Consider the following 20,633-nt stretch of genomic DNA (forward strand, 5'->3'; position numbering starts at 1 on the left):
CATAGCGTCTTAGCTATGAGTATTTTTTATGCTTGAAAAATGTTCAGGTAAATAGGGGTTAGTGCAAAGGTAAGAAAATAATCTGTTTAATTTTTTTACTTGTTGGGTTGACAGGTTAAGATTGATAAGTTTATATTTATATTACTTATAATTTTCTGTTAACATCATGGTGTTTCATCTTAGAAAATAGTAAATGTAAGAGTATTTTTTTGCTGATGTTGTACCTACAACCCAACCTCTATAGGGGCAATAGAATCATATGATGCATGGAAATAGAACAGCTCTTAATATTTACAATATTCAAAAGACCTTTTATATTAGGGATGAAAATTTGGTATCCTAGTAAGGAAGGATCATTAGTACATAATTTAAGAGGTGTTTTATAAGTGACAAGATTAAAGGATATAGCGGAACATGTAGGTGTTTCGATCTCTACTGTTTCGAGAGTCATTCAAAATGATCAGACTCGAAATGTTAATCAGGAAACAAAAGCAAAAATTTGGGAAGCTGTTAAGGAGCTAGGATATGTACCAAATAAGCATGCGAGAAATTTAGTTGCTAACAAGAAAGAGAAAACCAGCATAAGAACAATGAAAATAGGCTGGGTTGCCAACCCAATACAGGCAGAAATGAACCCTTATTTTGCAACGATTTATACAGGTATACGTGATGCCCTAGCCAAAAATGATTACAGCTTGGTTAGTATTACTAAGGACGAGCTTGAAAATGAGGCACTGCTTCTAAAGACCATTCATGAGCTGGGGATTGAAGGACTGCTTCTTATCGATCAGATTGATTGCAGTATTATCGATTATATTCAACAAACGATTCCTCTGGTAGGATTGGACTTTTTTTACACAGATAAAAATATAGCAACCGTAGATTATGATCGTGAAGCAGCCGTCAAAATGGTAGTACAGTACTTAGTTGAGCAAGGTCACGAAGAAATTGGCTTTATTGGCGGAGGCATGAATGAAACGCTTGAAGGCCTATATGCTGAACACCGTTTCAAAGGTTTTCAGCAAGGCATGGAAGAGGCAGGCCTTGCCATACGGCCAGAATGGATCATACATACAAAGTGGAAAATGGAAAATAGCTATGAGAAAATGGGAACTTTGATTAAAGAACAGCCACAGCATTTGCCAACAGCTATGGTATGTGCAAGTGACTTAATGGCGATCGCTGCGATGCGGGCAGCTAGAGAGAATGAACTTAGAATTCCAGATGATATCGCTTTCTTCGGAGTTGATAATATTGAAATAAGCAACTATTCATCCCCACAGCTGTCAACGGTTGAAATCCCAAAATATGAAATGGGAAGAATGGCAGCGAAAACAATTATGGAAATGGTGGAAGGGAAAATTACTCTTCCTATTAAAATGATATTGCCTTTTGAATTAGTCCTTAGGGAGTCATCTAACATAAAACGAACCTAAATGGTTCTTTTTTTAAAAGCTGCTGGAAAACGTTTGGCTAAAAGAAGGAAAACATCAGGAAAATGAAGGTGAGGAGATCTTAACATGAAACCATTAACAGCAATTATCATCGGGGCTGGTGATAGAGGCGTAAGAGCCTATGCGCCATACGCGCTGAACTATCCAAATGAACTAAAGATCATTGGGGTTGCAGAGCCGAATATGGAGAGAAGAACTAAATTACAGCAAACACATAATATTTCCAAAGAATTTTGTTTTGAATCTTGGGAAGAAGTATTCAATCGAGAAAAAAAAGTTGCAGATATTGCGATTATTTGTACACTTGACCGCAATCATTTTAAGCCAACCATGAAAGCGCTTGAACAGGGCTATCATGTGCTGCTGGAAAAGCCAATGTCTCCAGACCCTATAGAGTGCATAGCGATGGAACAGGCAGCAAAAAAGTATAATCGCAAGCTTACCATATGCCACGTATTGAGGTACACAGAATTTTGGGCAACGATTAAAAAAGTGATTTCATCAGGTGAAATCGGGGAGGTAGTATCCCTTCAGCTTAATGAAAATGTAGAAGTGATGCATATGTCTCATAGCTTTGTACGAGGCAATTGGAATAATAAAGAACATTCAAGTCCGATGATTTTGCAAAAGTCCTGTCATGATATGGATATTATTTCTTTTGTCATTGGCAAGGAATGCAAGCGTGTAAGTTCTTATGGCTCCCTTATGCATTTTAGGCAAGAGAATGCACCAATTGGAGCACCGAAGAGATGCTTAGATGGCTGTCCAGTTGAACATGAATGTCCATATCATGCTGGCAGGTATTATCTAGGAGAAGGCAGAGGCTGGGCAAAGAAATTTACAGAGGATTATACGAATGAAGGAATTATTAAAGCATTAAATGAAACACCGTACGGAAAATGTGTGTACCGCTCAGATAATAATGTGGTTGATCATCAAGTTGTCAACATGGAATTCGAAGGTGGAACAACAGCTACATTCAGCATGTGCGGATTCACAAGAGAGCAAACGCGGATTGTTCAAATCATGGGAACAAAAGGAGAAATACGCGGGAAGATGGATGAAAATCAAATTTCCATTTTTGATTTCCTAACTAAACATGAAACGATTATTAAATTAGACAGTCCAATTGGCGGACATGGAGGTGGTGATAACGGCATCATGAGAACATTTTTACGAGAAGTTCGAAATGGAAGCAAGGAAGGCGATGTATCATCAGCTTCCGCTTCAGTAAGAAGCCATTTAATGGCATTTGCAGCTGAAGAGTCAAGATTAAAACAAGGACAGTCTATTAATATTGACGATTATTATGCTAGTTTAGCAGCTGATTCCATAAATCCTGTCAATTGAGCTCCTGTTATAATGCGTAAATGTTTTGAAAAACTCGATTTACGAATCTATTAAACTACAAATGAAAGAAGGGGAAAGAAATGAAAAAGTGGCTATTGATGTTTTTAACTGTAATTATAGGAATCATCGTAGTAGCTGGATGCAGCAAGGATGATGCTGCATCTGGTGATGGGAAGGTTGAAATTACGTATGGATTTTGGGATAAAAATCAAGTCTCAGCTGTAGAAGAAATTATTAAGCTATTTAATGAAACATATCCGAACATTAAAGTAAAAACTGAATTAACTCCATATGGACAATATTTCCAAAAGTTAGAAACAGCAGCCACTGGGGGCGCTTTGCCAGATGTTATGTGGATGAATGGTGCTCATGTGAATCAATATGCGGAAGGAAAAGTAATCCTTCCAATAAGTGACCTTGCAAAAGAAGATAACTTTAGCCTTGATAATTATCCGAAATCACTAATAGATCTTTACACAGTTGAAGGCAAAGTTTATGGAATTCCCAAAGACTACGATACAATCGGATTTTGGTATAACAAAAAGATCTTTGATGAAGCAGGAATCCCATATCCGGATGAAACTTGGGACTGGACTAAGTTGAAGGAAGTTGCTGAAAAACTGACAAATAAGGAAAAAGGGATTTGGGGCTTTGCCTCAACAATTGCTAATCAGGAAGGGTATTATAATTTCATTTGGCAAAATGAAGGGGAAATTATTTCTGAGGGTGGCAAGTCAGCTGGATTCAATCAGCCAGAAACAATTGAGGCACTAGAATATTATACTAGTTTCATAAAAGAGGGACTGTCACCAACACAGGCACAGATGACAGAAACGGCTGCTTCTGAACTTTTCTCATCAGGCAAAATTGGAATGATGCTTGATGGTCCTTGGATGGTCCCGGAATATAAGAAAAATCCTGATTTAAATGTAACAGTTCTTCCAAAAGGAAAAACACGCGCGGTAGCGATCCACGGATTATCCAATGTGATTGCAGCCAATACAAAACATAAAGATGCTGCATGGAAGTTTGTCCAGTTCTTAGGCTCTAAAGAAGCTGCAGAGGTATATGCGAAAACTGGAACCGTCATTCCAGCATATAACGGTACACAAGATGCCTGGATGAAATCTGCGCCAGATCTCAACCTTCAAGTATTTATTGATGCTGCCGAATACTCTATTCCTCTACCTAATGTAAAAAGCACAGGAGAGATCTGGCAATATGAAATTGATATCCTTAAAAAAGCATGGAGTGGAGATATAAGTGTTGAAGAAGCAGCAGATGAATTAACAGAAAAGGTTAATGAAGTGCTATCAAAAGAATAAAAAAGTGAAGAGAAGAAATGATTTCTTCTCTTCACTTTCCTTAAAAGGAGGGAATAGAGTGAAGGAAATTTCACAGCAGGATGAAGTGAAAACGAATACAAAAGTGAAGGTTTCTAACTTGGCAAATACGAGAAAAAGATCAGATTACTTTTGGGCATATTTAATGATCGCACCTACTATGCTTGGCTTATTGATCTTCTATTTATGGCCGATTCTCCAAACCTTTTATTATAGCTTTACTGAATGGGGCGCATTTGGTCAATTTGAGTGGACAGGCTTAGATAACTACAAGCGGATATTTGAAGATGCAAATCTCTTACAATCTTTTAAGAATACGGGGATCTATATCATATTTACAGTCCCAATTGGAATTTTCTTATCTATTCTAGTAGCAGTCCTTCTGAATCAGAAGATTAAGGGGAAATCTATTTATCGCACCATCTATTTCTTACCTGTTATTACAATGCCTGCAGCTATCGCTATGGTCTGGAAATGGCTTTATAATTCGGATTATGGGCTATTAAACTATCTTTTATCGTTAATTGGCATTGATGGACCACAATGGGTAACTGATCCAAAAATTGCGCTTTATTCACTTATAGCTGTAGCAATCTGGAGCGGAATTGGATATAATATGGTTATTTTTCTTTCTGGATTACAAGGAATTCCGAAAACATATTATGAGGCAGCGGAAATGGATGGAGCTGGCCCGATTCGGGTGTTTTTCAAAATTACATTGCCTCTTCTCTCCCCAGTCATTTTCTTTGTAAGTATCATGTCATTAATTGGTGCTTTTCAAGTATTTGATTTGATTTTTATGATGATTGGAAAAAGCAGTACAGCTTTGGAAAATACACAATCGATTGTCTACTTATTCTATCAGCATGCGTTTGTGTTAAACGATAAGGGCTATGCAGCTGCCATTGCTGTTCTATTATTAGTCGTTATTCTGATTATCACTGCTATACAATTTGTTTTACAGAAAAAATGGGTTCATTATGATTGAGGGAGGGAGAACCATTGGAAAGAGCGAGACAGCTTGTAACGAGTAAGACATTTTTAATTCATTTCATCCTGATATTAGGATCTATAGCAATGGTTGTACCCTTTTTATGGATGATCTTAACCTCATTAAAGACGTACGCAGAATCTATTCATGTTCCTCCTGTTATTTTTCCGGAGAAATTCCAATGGGGGAATTATAAAGAGATTTTTGAATTGCTGCCGTTTTTCAAGTTTATGTTAAACACGCTTATTATTACGATCGTACGGACGGTAGGACAAGTATTCTTATGCTCGCTAGCTGCCTATGCCTTCGCTCGGATTGAATTTCCGGGCAGAAACTTTTTATTCATACTAGCGCTAGCAGTATTAATGGTGCCAGGACAAGTATTTTTACTGCCTCAATATATGATCATGGTCAAGCTTGGTTGGCTGAATACATTGCAAGCAGTGATCGTTCCTGGTTTGTTTAGTGCATTTGGTACATTCCTGCTAAGACAATTCTTTATGGGACTTCCAAAAGAACTGGAAGAGGCTGCAAGACTTGATGGCTGCAACCATTTCCAGATTTATTGGAAGATCATGCTTCCACTAGCTAAGCCAGGTTTGGTTGCTTTAGGGATATTCACTACTCTTTGGAGCTGGAATGAATTGATGTGGCCAATGATTGTGAATAGTTCACCAGAATCGATGACTCTTTCTGTCGGATTATCATCGCTTCAGGGACAGTATTTAACCAACTATCCGATCCTTATGGCAGGTTCCTTTTTAGCGATACTTCCAATGCTTATCTTATTTATCATCTTGCAAAAACAATTTATTGAAGGGATTGCTGTCACGGGAGGAAAGTGAGCAGAAAAACATTTTATTTTGTCGGGTTGACCCAATAAGTAGTAGTATTATAAAATTACATTGTAATATTTTTGAAGTCTGACTTTCTTTTAGTGGTTTCATAGTGAAAGACATTAAAAAAGACTCATAGTACATTGGCTATGAGTTTTTATTAAGTATAACTTGTACCAACAACCCAACTTTAAATGTCGAAAAAAAAGAAAAAATTTAAGTTGGGATTCGGTGTAATAGGTGTTCCCAATGTATAAGACGTCTTAGTTTTTAGAGGTGAAAAGATGAAAAGGGCTCTCGGTATTGATATAGGAGGGACAAAGATTGCTACAGGAATCGTTTCAGAATCAGGAGAACTGCTGAACCGTGTAGAGGTGGAAAGTGATCCTACTGATCGTGAAAACATGTTTAAACAAGTAGTTATAGCTGCAGAACAAGCGCTTGAAGGGATATCTTTTTCTGACTTTGCAGGCATCGGCGTCGGGGTACCTGGAAAAGTGGAACGTGAGAACGGCATTGCCATTTATCAAAATAATCTGCCTTGGCAGCAGTTTCCGCTTGCCGCAAGGCTTCAGGAACATTTTGGCATAAAGTCAATTACCTTGGATAACGATGTTTATATGGCTGCTTTTGCTGAATGGAAAACCGGCCAAGGAGGAACAAATGAAACGTTCGTTTATGTAACAATCAGTACAGGTATTGCCTGTTCGATTATTCATCATGGGGACTTTATTAGAGGAGCTGGCTTTGCCGGGGAACTGGGGCTCATTCCAGTTCTTTCGGGGATGGGGAATGAACGGCTGGAAACAATCTCTGCTGGCCCTGGCATTCAGAAAATTGCGGGCATTCCAACAAAGGAAGTGTTTAGTGGATATATTAATGGATCAGAGGAATGTCAATCAATCATTAGGGAAATGGCTAATCACTTGGCTCAAGGACTTTACTCTATTTCTAGTTTACTAGATCCGCATCGAATGGTCTTTGGCGGCAGCGTAATTGTAAATAATCCCTTTTTGCTTGATTTAATTAAAGAGAAATTGAAAATCTATCAGCTTCCCGAACAGCAGCATCTTTTAGACCAGATGAGCATTAGTACGTTAGCACATAATAATGGCGTTATCGGTGCGGGATTGCGTGTATTCGAAGATATATAAAGAGGAGTGTCGGAAATGTTTACACTTAGTAAAGAAAAATTAATATCCTTAGGTGCGTTTATTACAACTGAGGAAATCAAGCAGCAGCCTGAATTATGGGATGAAACAGTTGCATTATATGAGCAAAAGAGGGAAGAAGTTCAAGCATTCTTGAAGAACATATCAGATAAACATGAAAGAATTCGTGTCATTTTCACCGGTGCTGGGACTTCTGCGTATGTTGGTGATACAGTTGCACCTTACTTAAAAGGAAAAGTGGATGAGCATCAATGGGAATTATTGAGTATTCCGACTACTTCTATAGTGTCCAATCCATATGAATTCTTTAAAGAAGATGTTCCGACCTTGCTCGTTTCATTTGCACGAAGCGGGAATAGCCCTGAAAGTGTAGCAACGGTGGAATTAGCTGAACAGCTTGTAACCAATCTTTATCAATTAACAATTACTTGTGCAAGTGGCGGAGAGTTGGCTCTTAGAGCAAAAGGAGATAAAAATAATCTTTTATTGCTTATGCCTGAAAGAGCGAATGACCAAGGGTTTGCCATGACTGGAAGCTACTCATGCATGACATTAACAGCACTGCTTGTCTTTGATTCGTTAGCATGGGAAGAAAAAACCGAGATTGTTCAAGCCATTCGTCAAATGGGTGAAAGTGTCATTCATAGGGAGCAAGACATTCAGCATATGATTGATCGTGATTTTGATCGGATAATTTACCTTGGCTCTGGCAGCTTAGAAGGTTTGGCAAAAGAAGCACAATTAAAAATTCTGGAACTAACAGCTGGAAAAGTTGTTACTGCATATGATTCGCCGCTAGGATTCCGTCATGGCCCTAAGTCTTTTGTCAATGAAAAAGCAGCAGCCTTTGTTTTCGTTTCAAATCATCCATATACACGTCAATATGACTTAGATATGTTAAATGAATTAAAGCATGATGATATTGCCGATTATATCTGCGCCATCGAAGTCAAGGGTATAAAGAATTATGATGGGCACACTTTCACATTTGATGGGGATGGACAATCCATTCCAGATGCATACTTGGCATTGCCATATGTGATGGTGGGGCAAACGATTTCACTTTTGGCTTCTATTAAAGTAGGAAATACCCCAGACACCCCTTCACCAACTGGAACGGTTAACCGTGTAGTGAAAGGCGTTACTATTCATAGATATGAACAATAGATTTGGCAGTCTAGAACTTTTTAATAGTTAGGGGAAATAATTATGTCTGCATTTATTTGTGCCGATCAGTTTTTTCTTGATGATCAGGTGGCAGGCCCAGGCTTCTTAGAAATTGAAAATGGGAAGTTTGGTGCTTTCACAGAAAAGAGACCGGATGCAGCTGCTGAAATCATCGATTATCGTGGGCATTGGATTGCACCTGGTTTAGTAGATACACATATTCATGGGTTTAAAAATCACGATATCATGGATTATACCTTTGATGGATTGAACCAGATTTCAGAAGGTTTGTTATCCTGTGGTGTCACTTCCTTTTTGCCTACTACTTTAACATCCTCTCATGAACTATTAAATCATGTGGTTGATATGATTGGAGCCAATTATGCAAAAGTGAAAGGGGCAAAAATTAAAGGAATCTTTTTGGAAGGGCCTTTCTTTACAGAAAAGCATAAGGGTGCCCAGAATACAAAATACTTCCGTGACCCTTCAATTGCTGAACTGGAGATCTGGCAGGAACGATCGAATCAATTGATAAAAAAAATCGCGATTGCTCCCGAAAGAAAAGGGGCCGCAGAATTTATAGAATATGCAGTGAAAGAAAAGATTGCTGTGGCCCTAGCCCATAGTGATGCTACATATGAAGAAGCGAAGCATGCGGTCGATAGAGGGGCGTCCATTTTTGTACATACCTTTAATGGGATGAGTGGTCTGCACCATCGCGAGCCTGGAATGGTTGGTGCCGCAATGAGTCTTCAAGATGTTTTTGCCGAAATTATTTGTGATGGACACCATGTTCATCCAGTCGCTGCCAACATTTTAATGAATGCCCGTGGCAGAGATTCAATGGTTATGGTAACGGATTGTATGATGGCAGGCGGGATGCCTGAGGGAATGTATCAGCTAGGAGAATTTCCTGTTAAGGTTAATGCTGGCGCTGCCCGTTTGGAAGGCGGGAGCTTGGCAGGCAGTATTCTGCAACTAAAGGATGCGGTCAAAAACGTTGTCCAGTGGGGGATTGCCACACCAGCAGAGGCCGTTTATATGGCAAGTACGATCCCGGCTAAAAGCGTTCATATTGATAGTGAATGCGGAAAGATAGCCAAAGGGTACGATGCCGACTTTATCGTTTTGAATCCTTCAATGGATTTAATAGCAACTTATTTGGATGGTATCTGTCGTTATCGGGCTTAGCCTAATCAACGAGAAAGAGTGAGTGCAATGATTTTAGCTGTAACAATGAATCCTTCGGTTGATATTTCCTATCAGGTTGACCCATTCAAGCTTGATGATGTCAACCGTGTGGAACATGTCAGCAAAACAGCAGGCGGCAAAGGCTTAAATGTTGCCAGAGTAATTGTACAAATGGGTGAAGACGTGTTAGCAACCGGTGTGCTGGGAGGCAGAATTGGTGAATATATCATTCAAGAATTAAACAAAAGTTCCATTCCCAATACCTTTTTAAAAATTGAAAAGGAATCAAGAAATTGTATCGCGATTCTTCATGAAGGCAAGCAAACAGAAATAGTAGAATCAGGTCCAGCATTATCTGAAGATGAAGGGAAAGCATGCTTGGACATCTATGAAGAATTGCTTTCTGCCGTATCGCTTGTGACCATTTCAGGCAGTTTGCCAAAAGGCTTACCAGCTGATTTTTACTGCAAAATGGTTGAGATCAGCAACAAAAGAGGTATACGAGTGATTCTGGATACTTCTGGGGAAGCATTGAAACAAGTGCTGCTGCATGGGGAGAAGCCATTTGCTATTAAACCGAATACAGAAGAATTATCACAATTGCTTGGTATGGATGTGAATAATGATACAAACAGTATTCTGCAAGCCTTGGAACAGGATATGTTCCAAGGAGTTGAATGGATTATTGTTTCCATGGGCAGTGAGGGTGCCATCGTCAGACATCATGCGGACTATTACCGGATTACGATCCCAAAAATAGATGTCATCAATCCTGTAGGATCTGGTGATGCAACCGTTGCAGGATTTGCGGTAGCCCTGAAACGGGATAATTCTGCAGAAACTCTGCTGAAAACAGCGATGACGACTGGAATGTTAAATGCGGTGGAAACTGGAACTGGTTCTATTAATATGGAAAAGTTTGACCATTACTTTGATTTAATTAAGGTAGAAAAAATAGATTGATAAAGGAGAATGATGATGGTGGAACTTACCACAAACAAATTAGATGCACTAAAACGTATATCAGATGAAAATGGTGTAATCGGTGCATTAGCGATCGATCAGCGCGGATCTTTGAAAAAAATGATCGCTGCTCATTCGAATGAAATCGGTGATGCAGGAGTGATTAACTTTAAAAAAATAATTTCTGAAGAATTAACTCCCTATTCCACATCTATTTTACTAGATCCTGAATATGGTTTACCTGCCGCAAAGCTACGTGATAAAAATGCCGGCTTATTAGTGGCTTATGAAAAAACGGGCTATGATGCGGAAGACGAGGGACGTTTGCCAGATTTATTATCTGAATGGTCAGTAAAACGTCTGAAAGAAGCTGGCGCTGACGCGATCAAGTTCCTGCTATATTATGATGTGGATCAGTCGGAGGAAATTAACGACTTTAAACATGTTTATATGGAGCGAGTGGGGTCAGAGTGTGCTGCAGAAGACATTCCCTTTTTCTTAGAAATTGTTACATATGATGCGGAAATTGCTGATGCGAAGAGCAAAGAGTATGCAAAAGTGAAGCCACATAAGGTAATTGAAGCAATGAAGGAATTCTCTAAGCCGCAGTATCAAGTGGATGTGCTGAAAGTTGAGGTTCCTGTAGATATGAACTTTGTAGAAGGATTTGCAAAAGACGAGGCTGTATATAGCCAAGAAGAAGCCGCATCCTATTTCAAAGAGCAAAGTCAGGCAACTGGACTTCCATTTATCTTCCTAAGTGCTGGTGTCAGTGCAAAGCTATTCCAAGAAACACTAACATTTGCTAAAAATTCAGGCTCTACATTTAATGGGGTATTATGTGGACGTGCAACCTGGAAGGATGGCGTGGCCATATTTGCTGCAGATGGGGAAAAGGCAGGACGTGAATGGCTGCAGAATACAGGAAAAAGGAATATTGAGGAACTAAATGCAGTTTTAAGGAAGACGGCTAGTTCTTGGTTTGACAAAGTAAAGTGACTTTATGTTACTAGTCAAGTATGCTTCAAATTCCGCGTTTTATAGAGCCTGTCAGAATGACATGTTATAGTGTATGAACATTTACAGCATGCATATTTCTTTAAGATTATTTTTTTATTTCATAGGATGATGCTTAAAGCATCCCCCTAAGGGATTTTTTGTGTAATCCTTGGAAGATTGACCATATAATACATGATTCCCGCCTTTTTCTCATAGATTGTGATAAGACGAAAAAGGGGGAGTAGGAATGCGTGAAGAAGATCGGAATGCACTAAATTATGCGATTCACGAAATTACCGAAATTGCGACCGGCTTCGGTTTAGATTTTTATCCTATGCGTTATGAAATTTGTCCTGCAGATATCATCTACACATTCGGTGCATATGGCATGCCAACGCGCTTTTCTCATTGGAGCTTTGGCAAGCAGTTTCACAAAATGAAGCTCCACTATGACCTTGGGCTATCAAAAATTTATGAGCTTGTCATTAATTCAAATCCTTGCTATGCCTTTCTACTTGATTCAAATTCGCTTATTCAGAATAAATTAATCGTTGCACATGTCTTGGCCCATTGTGATTTCTTTAAAAATAACGTCCGTTTTCAAAACACGAAGCGTGATATGGTAGAAAGCATGGCTGCCACAGCGGAACGCATTAGGCAATATGAAATCGAGCATGGAAAAAAAGAAGTGGAAACATTTCTTGATGCTGTCTTGGCGATTGAGGAGCATATCGATCCTTCCCTCATGAGGCCGAAGCTAGCGTGGAATTTACATGATGATGAATATGAGGAGGAAGAAGCAGTCTCCTCCTCTCCATATGATGATTTATGGAATCTGGATGACAGAAACAAACCGAAGCCAGTCAGAAAAAAGAAGAAGAAGTTCCCTCCACAGCCAGAAAAGGATCTCCTCTTATTCATAGAAAGCTATAGCAGGGAATTATCGGATTGGCAGCGAGATATTTTAACGATGATGAGAGAGGAAATGCTTTATTTTTGGCCGCAGCTAGAAACAAAAATCATGAACGAAGGCTGGGCATCGTACTGGCACCAGCGAATTTTGCGTGAAATGGATTTAACAAGCGGTGAGGCACTTGAATTTGCGAAGTTAAATGCCGGGGTTGTTCAGCCATCTAGAACGAATATCAATCCATATTATTTAGGCTTGAAGATCTTCGAGGATATTGAAGAAAGATATGATAACCCGTCAGAAAAAATGAAAAAACGCGGGGTGCAGCCAGGTTCAGGGCGTGAAAAAATGTTTGAGGTTCGTGAAATTGAATCTGACATCTCCTTTTTGCGAAATTATTTAACAAAAGATCTTGTTATGCGTGAGGATATGTATTTATTTCAAAAACAAGGCAAGGACTATAAAGTAGTTGATAAGCAATGGGAAAATGTTCGAGATCAATTAGTAAGTATGCGTGTCAATGGCGGTTTTCCTTATTTAACTGTAACTGATGGCGATTATCTGAAAAATGGAGAGCTTTACTTAAAGCACTGGTTCGAAGGCATCGAGCTAGATTTAAAATACTTGGAAAAGGTCCTGCCGTATGTACAGCAGCTTTGGGGCAGAAGCGTCCATATCGAAACAATCGTCGAAGGGAAAAATATGCTGTTTACGTATGATGGGAAAGCGATTCATCGCAAGTATTTATAAATTTAAAAAACAACGGCAAATGAATTGTCGTTGTTTTTTAAATTTTATCTTTTTATGCTATAAAAATCAACGATATAAACCGGCATTTAAAATCGAAATATGTGTTTTTAATGATAGGGAAATTGCTTCATTTGGAACGAAATTAAATTGAAGGAAAAGTTAGTATGATATTGTATTATTAATGATATCCGAACTGAAGGATATTACTTATCTATATTGAATTCTTTTGATGAGATAGATATTTCTTTCGAAAGAAATGCAAACCTTAAAGTATAGAAAAATGCTTGAAGAAGGTAGTAGAAAGTAGGGAAAAAGAATGAAATGGGGTCTTTTCAAAAAAAAGCAAACGAATGATCCTGCTAATCAATACGCTAAGGAGTATATAAATGAGATATTAGAAGCTCTTAAAGACGAGAACGAAATAACTAAAATACCGATTTCTTTTTCGTTTTTATTAACAAGCTCAGAAAGATTAAAGATTAAAACTGCAAAGGTACTTCAAAAGAGCATTTCAACATTAAACAATAGTCAGTTATACAAGCTTGATAAAATTTTCCGTGAAAGAACTTCATTGGAGTGGACGTATGATTGGAAAGATGAGTCCCCAAGGAACTTGCTGTTACCAAGTATGTCAGAAAATGAGAAGATAAGCATTTTAGGTCTATGTTCATTTCACCCTAATGGATACTTTCGAGAAAAAGCATTACATGAATTAAATTCCTTCTCATCTGGGGTGGAACTAGCGTATTTAATTCTTAGATGTAACGACTGGGTTAGAGAAGTTAGGGTAACGGCAAAAAAATATGTTGAAAATCGATTAACTATAAAATATGTCGATCATCTTGTACAGAACTTACCACTTATCTTTCAACTTAGAAATGCAGAAAGAGATGACCATAGTGAACTTTTTGAAAAAGTGGTTAGGCTCTTATCGCAAAAGGAATCCTTTCCGTCGATAGACCAAGGGACAAAATCTGAAATAAGTAAAATACGATACTTTTGCTATAAAGTTATTATTTACTCAAATACGTTTAATAAAAAAATGCTGGTAAATTATCTAAAGGCAGAAAGAGAGCCACATTCACGACTTTTCCTTTTTAATGAAATAATTAATGATATTAGTCAGGATGAGTTTAATGAGTATTACTCTATCTTGAAAAAAGACAATTTCCCAATGATTAGAGCAAAAGTATTAGAGAGATACTGCTCTTTTTATCCTGATCAAAGCATAGGTGAATTAGAAAATGCTCTTGTAGATAAAAGTGGAGCAATAAGGTCTTTAGCCCGATATCTGTTAAAGAAACAGCAGATCACAAACGTTGCTTCTTACTATGAAACATTCATAAAGCAAAATTCTATTCTCAATCTTCGAGGAGCTATTCTAGGATTAGGTGAAGTAGGGAATATAGAACATCTAGAGTTGCTTTTTCCATTCTTAAAAGATAATCGTATTGCTATTGTTAAAGCAACTATCCGTGCAATTATGATGATAGATGCGGATAAATTTATTGATAACTTGATAGAAATGCTAAATCATGAACATAAAGGTGTATCTAAAGAGGCGATGAGGTGTTTATTAACTACTTCTTTTATTAACAAGAAAGACATCCTATATCGTATGTATAATCAGTCAAATTACGAGCATACGAAATATAATGCAGCCCTTCTCCTGTGTTCGCTTCCAAAATGGGAATCCATTCAGTATATTATCGAGTTCTATGTCAACAAAACGGATAGCAACATACATCATTTAGGTGGATCTCGGTTTACTAATTGGTTAGCTAATTTCAATAGAACTTTCGATGCTCCAACCAGAACACAAGTTGAATCGCTCAAAAAGATTTTAGCGCCATCTGGTTGTGATTTAGAAAAAAGTGAAAAAATGCAAATTGAATTCTGTATAAAAGGATTTTAAAAAACAGGAGTTTATATTTTTATTGGGTGATTATGGGAATGAAGCAATGGAGGGTTTTGCTCCATTGCTTTTTACTTGTCGGAACCAGCATCAACTGGATCAAGCCAAGTCTGTGACCATTTTTCAATATCCTTCATAAGCGGCTTTAATGATAATCCTTTATCTGTTAATGAGTATTCAATCCGCACTGGGGTTTCAGGAAATACTTCTCGTTTAACAATTCCCTCTTGCTCTAAATCCTTTAGCCGTTCAGAAAGCACTCTTCCGCTTATCCCAATTGCCGCTTCAATTGTGCTGAAACGCTGTGGCCCATGTAACAGCTGATAAATAACCAAACCGGTCCATCTTTGGCTAATAATGCTCATTGCCTTTTCAAATCTTGGACATATAAGAGATTTATTCATCTTTCATCACTCCTTCTTACATTATAACCTCCATTACAGCAAATAATAAAGTTACTTGACATATATAATTTATAAAAATATAATTACTTACAATAAGTAACTAACTTACATTATTTTAAGGAGGGACACGACTATGAATTTTCATCGTGAGCCTAATGTTTTTGTTGGTCATGTTCATTTGAAGGTTGCTGACTTACAGCGATCCATCCTTTTTTATCAACAAGTTATTGGATTTCAATTATTAGAGCAAATAGATAACAAAGCAAGTTTATCTGCAGATGGAAAGACGCCGCTAGTAACGATTGAACAGCCAGAAAATATTCGTCCAAAACAGCCACGTACGACAGGGCTCTATCATTATGCACTTTTGCTTCCTTCTCGATCAGATTTAGCAAGAGTGATTGAACACTTTATTAAAATTGGCTATCCGCTACAGGGGGCATCAGATCATCTTGTTAGTGAAGCACTATATTTAGCTGATCCAGATGGAAATGGAATAGAAATTTATGCGGACCGCCCATCTTCAATTTGGAAATGGAATCATAACGAAGTAGTCATGTCTACTGAACGGTTAGATGTTGAAAGCATTCTTGCTGAGGGGGATGGAAAGCCGTGGGCTGGACTTCCTTCTAGTACGATCATGGGACATATTCATTTACATGTTTCCGAATTGCACAAAACAGAGGAGTTTTATTGCAAGGGACTTGGATTTGATATTGTAACGAGATATGGCGGACAGGCCTTATTCATTTCTACTGGCCGCTATCATCACCATATTGGTTTGAATACATGGAATGGAGTAGGGGCTCCTGCTCCATCTGAGGACAGTGTTGGCTTGACAAATTTTACGCTCGTTTTCCCTAATGAGGAAGCTAGAATGAGTGCTGTTGCTAGTTTAAATAAAATAGGTGCAGTTTTTACTCAAGAAAACGGTCAATATATGACGGCAGATCCTTCAGGGAATCAAATCCTGCTCAGCCTGTAAAAGTGAAAATCGTTCATTTTACACAAACTCCTTCACATGTTATTTTATCATTTAGGGGGTAAATTTAATGAACATTACTGACGAAGCCCGGGACTTGCTAAAGCAAGTATTGCGGGATCAGAATGCTAAAGGGATACGAATATACTTTGCAGGCTTTGGCTGAGGAGGACCCCAGATGGGAATGGCTCTGGATGAGCCTGAAGCAGAGGACAAAGTAATAATTATGAATGATATACAAGTTGCTATTGATCCACAATTGGAAGAGGATGTGAAGGAACTTGTTATTGAGTATGATCGTGGAAGAAATGCGATTGTCCTTAGCGGGAACGAAGGTGAATGCGGCTAATTTAATGAACACATTGAATAGCAATCAAAAACAGTCCAATTTCGTATGAAATGGACTGTTTATTTTTTATGTTAAATAAGTAAGAAAAATGTCCTCTATGGGACAAAACTTAATGATGGTGCTTTAATATTATATTGACATTCTGTATACATTTGTATACATTTTAATCGAGTATACAAATGTATACAAAAAGAGGAGGTCAATAATGAGAAGTGATAAATTGAAAGAACATAAGAGAGAAGGGCACCGCCGTGGTGAGCGTCCCAGAGGAAAAGAGCATGGGCCTAAAACGTTCCGCCGAGGGCGAGCGATTGCTTTTTTAGAGATACTGAACCTTAAACGTTCAACCATTAAGGAACAGCTAGAAAAACCTGAGTTTCAATCGATTAATCAAATTTTAGTAGGTGAATTAAAAGCCATTGATATGGTTATTAACGAATTCATACAGTTGTTTGAACTGTACGAAAGCGAAGCAGCAGAACTGGATAGAAAACGGTCAATAGAACATGAGGAGAAAGGAATAGATGTAAATGAAACAAATTAATATGTATATCGATTCATTGTTTCATAATCAAGATCCTATTTTGGAGGAAGTTCTTTCATCTATACAAGAAAATGGAATGCGCAATATTTCAGTGTCCCCCGCATCAGGAAAACTCTTAACCATGCTTGTTGCTATATCAGGTGCTAAAAATGTGTTGGAAATAGGAGCGCTAGGCGGCTATAGCGGAATTTGCCTTGCCAAAGGATTTGGAGGGGAGGGGAAGCTAACGTCCCTTGAATTGGAAGAAAGATATGCAAAACTGGCATATAGCAATCTAGCAAAAGCTGGCTTTGGCGATCAAGTTACTTATTTGACGGGACCAGCTTTGCAAAGTTTAGAAAAACTAATTGAAGATCATATGTGCTATGATTTTTTCTTTATTGATGCTGACAAAGAAAACTATGAAAATTACTTAGAGTATTGCATTACACTAGCGGAATCAGGTGCACTAATTGTTATGGATAACGTACTTGCAGGCGGCAGTGTTGCAGACGAAGATGCCCCTCCTAAACGTCATACTGAATTTATGAAGAAATTCAATAAAACGGTGGCTAAGCATCCGCAATTAGAATCCATTCTTATCCCAATTGGTGATGGGATGACAGTGGCAAAAGTAAAGAAATAGGATGTAGCCCGTTAAAAAGAAAATGCTCAGAGCACAAACTCTAAGCATCTTTTTTATTTTTAGTGTATAGCTGATTTAAACTTACTTCCATGTGCTTCTTGCGTATCCATGATTGTAGTAAAGGCATTTGTATCAATCTCGCTAATGATTGTTTTAAGTTTAGAAATTTCTAATCGAGTAACGACTACATAGATTACTTCTTTCTCGTTATCTTTAAATCCGCCTTTTCCCTTTAGTTTCGTTACAGTTCGCCCTAATCGATCAATTATGGCATCGGAAATTTCCTCATAATGGTCAGATACGATGATAACTGCTTTCGTATCGCCTTCTAATCCTTGGACAACAGAATCAATCATTTTTGAGGCAATGTAATAGGTAATGATCGAATACATCGCTTGTTCCCAGCCTAAAACAAAGCCTGCCCAGCCAAATACAAAAACATTAAAGAACATGACAAATTCCCCAATTGAAAATGGCAGCTTCTTTGTCAATAGAATTCCTAGTATTTCTGTTCCGTCCAAAGCGCCGCCATGACGGATGACCATTCCAACCCCAGTTCCTAATAATAATCCTCCGAAAACGGTTGCTAATAAAGGTTCGGTTGTAAAAGGAGAAATATGATGTAATTGAGGTTCGATAATGGCTAATGCAACAATACCGAAAAGGGAGGAAAAAGCAAAGTTCTTTCCGATATTTTTATACCCTGAGTAGATAAAAGGGATATTAAAAATGAACACGAGGATTCCAAAGCTAATATCTGTTAAATGATTAATAAGCAGGGAGATCCCGATAATTCCGCCATCAATAATTGAATTTGGTATTAAAAAAAGTTCAATTGCTAATGCTGCAAGTGTTGCGCCAATGAGTAGCATAATGTAACGATAAATAAGATGCAGCTTACTTTCCGATCGATGTTTCTTTTCCATCTTTCACCATCCTAATTTTTGACTCGAAAAAAATAATACCGTGTTGAACACATTTTTTCAAATAATATCCCCTAGATCGTATATAGTTTCCCAATATTTCTAGTGAAAATAACAGGAACATTTGAATATTTTTTTTGGTTACTGGAAAAATACAATCCGAGGTGATTCTTTGAAGAAAATGAAGTGTTTATTAATTTTGTTCATTCTTTTACTACCTAATGGCACGAGTTCTGTCTTTGCACAAGAGGAAAATAAACAAACGATCGATTGTGAAAGAAAGAAGGATATCGATAATAAGAAATTTAATGAACAAGTCATGGACGATATTTTTACAAGCTTTGGTCATAAATATGACCAAATTATTGATCAGAGCATGTATTTAAATATGATTGATTTAATGAAATATACCGTTCTAACTGGAAAACAGGATAGGCAGATTGAAAGTTTAAAGGATCATGTAAGCGGAGAGTCGATTGGAGAGAAGAGGATCTATTTTTTTCACGGCGATCCGAATACGGCATATATTTTCTATAAAGACAAGAGATATAAAAATACAGCCATCCATTTAAAACGTAATGATAATGAATGGGTTATTCACGATAAACAAGTCAAAAAGGGGAAGAAGATTCAGTTTACTAGAGAAAAATGTGAAGATGATTACTTTATGAAGAGAATGTTTCAAAATTTATATCCAGAGTAAGAAAAAAGTGCCGCGGTGTATCGGCACTTTTTTCTATCTGCAAATATTAATGAATCGATTTTTTCTTAAATCTTCCTCCCCTAACTTCAGAAATATTTGCTACAGCTAGAAAGGCATTCGGGTCCAGTTCTTCGACAATTGACTTTAACTTTGCTTCTTCCAATCGGGTAATGACACAAAATATAACCTTTTTATCATCTCCGGTATATGCGCCTTCTCCATTTAAATAGGTCACACCTCGGCCAAGCCTTGCAAGAATCGCATCACCAATTATTTTATGCTCTTCACTTATAATCCAGGCAGACTTTGATTCATCAAGCCCCTGAATAACCACATCTATCGTCTTGAAAGCTATAAAATAAGCAAGTACAGAATACATGGCCCGATTCCAGCCAAAGACAAAGCCAGCGGAAGCGAAAATAAAAATATTAAAAAACATAATGATTTCTCCTACCGAAAAGGGTAGCTTTTTATTTACTATGATTGCAAGGATTTCTGTGCCATCAAGGGAGCCGCCGTAGCGGATAACGATCCCAACGCCAGTCCCTAAAATAATTCCGCCAAATACAGTTGCTAAAAGGGGATCATTCGTAAATACGGGAACATCGTGAAGAAGAATGGTAGAAACAGAAAGGACGGCAATCCCTAATAGGGTGGACAGGGCAAAGGTTTTCCCGATCTGTTTGTAGCCAATATAGAAGAAGGGGATGTTTAATATGAAGATAAATAAGCCAAGTTTTACATGTGTTAAGTGAGACAAAATGATAGAAATGCCTACAATTCCACCATCTAAAATTTTGTTTGGAACTAAGAATTCTTCGATTCCAACGCCCATTAAAATAGAGCCAAGAATAATAAAGAAGATGCTTTTAACAAGCTTAGTTTTTGTTAAGCCTTTATGAACGGTTTTGATGACTGCCTGTTCTGTTGTTGGTTCAATCATATAGTTTCCCCCAATTACTTACTTTTGTATGACAAGGAATACTTTTGTCAATTTTGTACGCATTTATTCCTTCTATTATAACATTTTTTTAACTATTTCTTATAAAAGGAAACATAGAA

Annotated in this window: 20 protein-coding genes; 17 read left to right on the forward strand and 3 right to left on the reverse strand. The window is 37.7% G+C overall.

Annotated elements, in window-relative coordinates; genetic code table 11:
- Positions 1-386: 386 nt before the first annotated feature.
- From RUH74_RS04860 to RUH74_RS04915, 12 genes are all read left to right on the forward strand, one after another.
- Positions 387-1,436: a LacI family DNA-binding transcriptional regulator gene (locus RUH74_RS04860; RefSeq protein WP_313799133.1), complete on the forward strand. Its 1,050-nt coding sequence runs from the start codon at positions 387-389 to the stop codon at positions 1,434-1,436.
- A gap of 84 nt (positions 1,437-1,520) precedes the next feature.
- Positions 1,521-2,804, forward strand: coding sequence for a Gfo/Idh/MocA family protein (locus RUH74_RS04865; RefSeq protein WP_313799134.1), 1,284 nt, complete (start codon positions 1,521-1,523; stop codon positions 2,802-2,804).
- 80 nt (positions 2,805-2,884) lie between these two features.
- Positions 2,885-4,129, forward strand: a complete 1,245-nt coding sequence (locus RUH74_RS04870) for an ABC transporter substrate-binding protein (protein ID WP_313799135.1) — start codon at positions 2,885-2,887, stop codon at positions 4,127-4,129.
- 85 nt (positions 4,130-4,214) lie between these two features.
- Positions 4,215-5,135 carry a carbohydrate ABC transporter permease gene (locus RUH74_RS04875; protein ID WP_313799215.1) on the forward strand — a complete coding sequence of 307 codons (921 nt, stop codon included), beginning with the start codon at positions 4,215-4,217 and terminating at the stop codon, positions 5,133-5,135.
- Positions 5,136-5,224: 89 nt separating this feature from the next.
- Positions 5,225-5,983: a carbohydrate ABC transporter permease gene (locus tag RUH74_RS04880; RefSeq protein WP_313799216.1), complete on the forward strand. Its 759-nt coding sequence runs from the start codon at positions 5,225-5,227 to the stop codon at positions 5,981-5,983.
- A gap of 275 nt (positions 5,984-6,258) precedes the next feature.
- Positions 6,259-7,128 carry an ROK family protein gene (locus tag RUH74_RS04885; RefSeq protein WP_313799136.1) on the forward strand — a complete coding sequence of 290 codons (870 nt, stop codon included), beginning with the start codon at positions 6,259-6,261 and terminating at the stop codon, positions 7,126-7,128.
- Between the two features lie 15 nt (positions 7,129-7,143).
- A complete protein-coding gene (locus RUH74_RS04890; protein WP_313799137.1) occupies positions 7,144-8,313 on the forward strand; it encodes an AgaS family sugar isomerase in 1,170 nt (389 codons plus the stop codon).
- Between the two features lie 42 nt (positions 8,314-8,355).
- Positions 8,356-9,504: an N-acetylglucosamine-6-phosphate deacetylase gene (gene nagA / locus RUH74_RS04895; RefSeq protein ID WP_313799138.1), complete on the forward strand. Its 1,149-nt coding sequence runs from the start codon at positions 8,356-8,358 to the stop codon at positions 9,502-9,504.
- Between the two features lie 27 nt (positions 9,505-9,531).
- A complete protein-coding gene (lacC, locus tag RUH74_RS04900; protein WP_313799139.1) occupies positions 9,532-10,467 on the forward strand; it encodes a tagatose-6-phosphate kinase in 936 nt (311 codons plus the stop codon).
- A gap of 15 nt (positions 10,468-10,482) precedes the next feature.
- Positions 10,483-11,466, forward strand: coding sequence for a tagatose-bisphosphate aldolase (gene lacD, locus RUH74_RS04905; RefSeq protein WP_313799140.1), 984 nt, complete (start codon positions 10,483-10,485; stop codon positions 11,464-11,466).
- A 247-nt stretch (positions 11,467-11,713) separates the two neighbouring features.
- Positions 11,714-13,126 (forward strand): SpoVR family protein, encoded by a 1,413-nt coding sequence (locus tag RUH74_RS04910; protein ID WP_313799141.1) that lies wholly within the window; start codon positions 11,714-11,716, stop codon positions 13,124-13,126.
- A 316-nt stretch (positions 13,127-13,442) separates the two neighbouring features.
- On the forward strand, positions 13,443-15,041 hold the full coding sequence (locus tag RUH74_RS04915) for a HEAT repeat domain-containing protein (RefSeq protein ID WP_313799142.1): 1,599 nt from the start codon (positions 13,443-13,445) through the stop codon (positions 15,039-15,041).
- Positions 15,042-15,112: 71 nt separating this feature from the next.
- Here the strand turns inward: RUH74_RS04915 and RUH74_RS04920 are convergent, their stop codons facing one another.
- Complete coding sequence (locus tag RUH74_RS04920; protein WP_313799143.1) at positions 15,113-15,445, reverse strand: winged helix-turn-helix transcriptional regulator; 333 nt, start codon at positions 15,443-15,445, stop codon at positions 15,113-15,115.
- 133 nt (positions 15,446-15,578) lie between these two features.
- Between RUH74_RS04920 and RUH74_RS04925 the strand changes: the two genes are divergently transcribed.
- From RUH74_RS04925 to RUH74_RS04940, 4 genes are all read left to right on the forward strand, one after another.
- A complete protein-coding gene (locus RUH74_RS04925; protein ID WP_313799144.1) occupies positions 15,579-16,430 on the forward strand; it encodes a VOC family protein in 852 nt (283 codons plus the stop codon).
- Between the two features lie 175 nt (positions 16,431-16,605).
- Positions 16,606-16,776 (forward strand): hypothetical protein, encoded by a 171-nt coding sequence (locus RUH74_RS04930; RefSeq protein ID WP_313799145.1) that lies wholly within the window; start codon positions 16,606-16,608, stop codon positions 16,774-16,776.
- Positions 16,777-16,981: 205 nt separating this feature from the next.
- On the forward strand, positions 16,982-17,320 hold the full coding sequence (locus RUH74_RS04935) for a hypothetical protein (protein WP_313799146.1): 339 nt from the start codon (positions 16,982-16,984) through the stop codon (positions 17,318-17,320).
- On the forward strand, positions 17,307-17,945 hold the full coding sequence (locus RUH74_RS04940) for an O-methyltransferase (RefSeq protein WP_313799147.1): 639 nt from the start codon (positions 17,307-17,309) through the stop codon (positions 17,943-17,945). The genes RUH74_RS04935 and RUH74_RS04940 overlap by 14 nt, the downstream gene beginning before the upstream one ends.
- 59 nt (positions 17,946-18,004) lie before the next feature.
- Here RUH74_RS04940 and RUH74_RS04945 read toward each other — a convergent pair whose 3' ends face one another.
- Positions 18,005-18,871 (reverse strand): YitT family protein, encoded by an 867-nt coding sequence (locus tag RUH74_RS04945; protein WP_313799148.1) that lies wholly within the window; start codon positions 18,869-18,871, stop codon positions 18,005-18,007.
- A 169-nt stretch (positions 18,872-19,040) separates the two neighbouring features.
- On the opposite strand from RUH74_RS04945, the gene RUH74_RS04950 reads away from it, so the two are divergent.
- Positions 19,041-19,571, forward strand: coding sequence for a hypothetical protein (locus RUH74_RS04950; protein WP_313799149.1), 531 nt, complete (start codon positions 19,041-19,043; stop codon positions 19,569-19,571).
- 46 nt (positions 19,572-19,617) lie between these two features.
- On the opposite strand, the gene RUH74_RS04955 is transcribed toward RUH74_RS04950, so the two are convergent.
- A complete protein-coding gene (locus tag RUH74_RS04955) occupies positions 19,618-20,514 on the reverse strand; it encodes a YitT family protein (RefSeq protein WP_313799150.1) in 897 nt (298 codons plus the stop codon).
- Between the last annotated feature and the right edge of the window lie 119 nt (positions 20,515-20,633).

The organism is Cytobacillus sp., from assembly GCF_032154635.1.
Classification (GTDB): Bacteria; Bacillota; Bacilli; order Bacillales; family Cytobacillaceae; genus Cytobacillus.

Excerpts from the sequence above, each read along its gene's own strand:
- lacC (WP_313799139.1), top strand. The coding sequence starts at position 9,532 with ATGATTTTAGCTGTAACAATGAATCCTTCGGTTGATATTTCCTATCAG.
- RUH74_RS04935 (WP_313799146.1), top strand. The coding sequence starts at position 16,982 with ATGAGAAGTGATAAATTGAAAGAACATAAGAGAGAAGGGCACCGCCGT.
- RUH74_RS04925 (WP_313799144.1), top strand. The coding sequence starts at position 15,579 with ATGAATTTTCATCGTGAGCCTAATGTTTTTGTTGGTCATGTTCATTTG.
- RUH74_RS04915 (WP_313799142.1), top strand. The coding sequence starts at position 13,443 with ATGAAATGGGGTCTTTTCAAAAAAAAGCAAACGAATGATCCTGCTAAT.
- RUH74_RS04865 (WP_313799134.1), top strand. The coding sequence starts at position 1,521 with ATGAAACCATTAACAGCAATTATCATCGGGGCTGGTGATAGAGGCGTA.
- RUH74_RS04945 (WP_313799148.1), bottom strand. The coding sequence starts at position 18,871 with ATGGAAAAGAAACATCGATCGGAAAGTAAGCTGCATCTTATTTATCGT.
- RUH74_RS04890 (WP_313799137.1), top strand. The coding sequence starts at position 7,144 with ATGTTTACACTTAGTAAAGAAAAATTAATATCCTTAGGTGCGTTTATT.
- RUH74_RS04910 (WP_313799141.1), top strand. The coding sequence starts at position 11,714 with ATGCGTGAAGAAGATCGGAATGCACTAAATTATGCGATTCACGAAATT.
- RUH74_RS04930 (WP_313799145.1), top strand. The coding sequence starts at position 16,606 with ATGGGAATGGCTCTGGATGAGCCTGAAGCAGAGGACAAAGTAATAATT.
- RUH74_RS04920 (WP_313799143.1), bottom strand. The coding sequence starts at position 15,445 with ATGAATAAATCTCTTATATGTCCAAGATTTGAAAAGGCAATGAGCATT.
- nagA (WP_313799138.1), top strand. The coding sequence starts at position 8,356 with ATGTCTGCATTTATTTGTGCCGATCAGTTTTTTCTTGATGATCAGGTG.
- lacD (WP_313799140.1), top strand. The coding sequence starts at position 10,483 with ATGGTGGAACTTACCACAAACAAATTAGATGCACTAAAACGTATATCA.
- RUH74_RS04880 (WP_313799216.1), top strand. The coding sequence starts at position 5,225 with ATGGTTGTACCCTTTTTATGGATGATCTTAACCTCATTAAAGACGTAC.
- RUH74_RS04870 (WP_313799135.1), top strand. The coding sequence starts at position 2,885 with ATGAAAAAGTGGCTATTGATGTTTTTAACTGTAATTATAGGAATCATC.
- RUH74_RS04955 (WP_313799150.1), bottom strand. The coding sequence starts at position 20,514 with ATGATTGAACCAACAACAGAACAGGCAGTCATCAAAACCGTTCATAAA.
- RUH74_RS04885 (WP_313799136.1), top strand. The coding sequence starts at position 6,259 with ATGAAAAGGGCTCTCGGTATTGATATAGGAGGGACAAAGATTGCTACA.
- RUH74_RS04940 (WP_313799147.1), top strand. The coding sequence starts at position 17,307 with ATGAAACAAATTAATATGTATATCGATTCATTGTTTCATAATCAAGAT.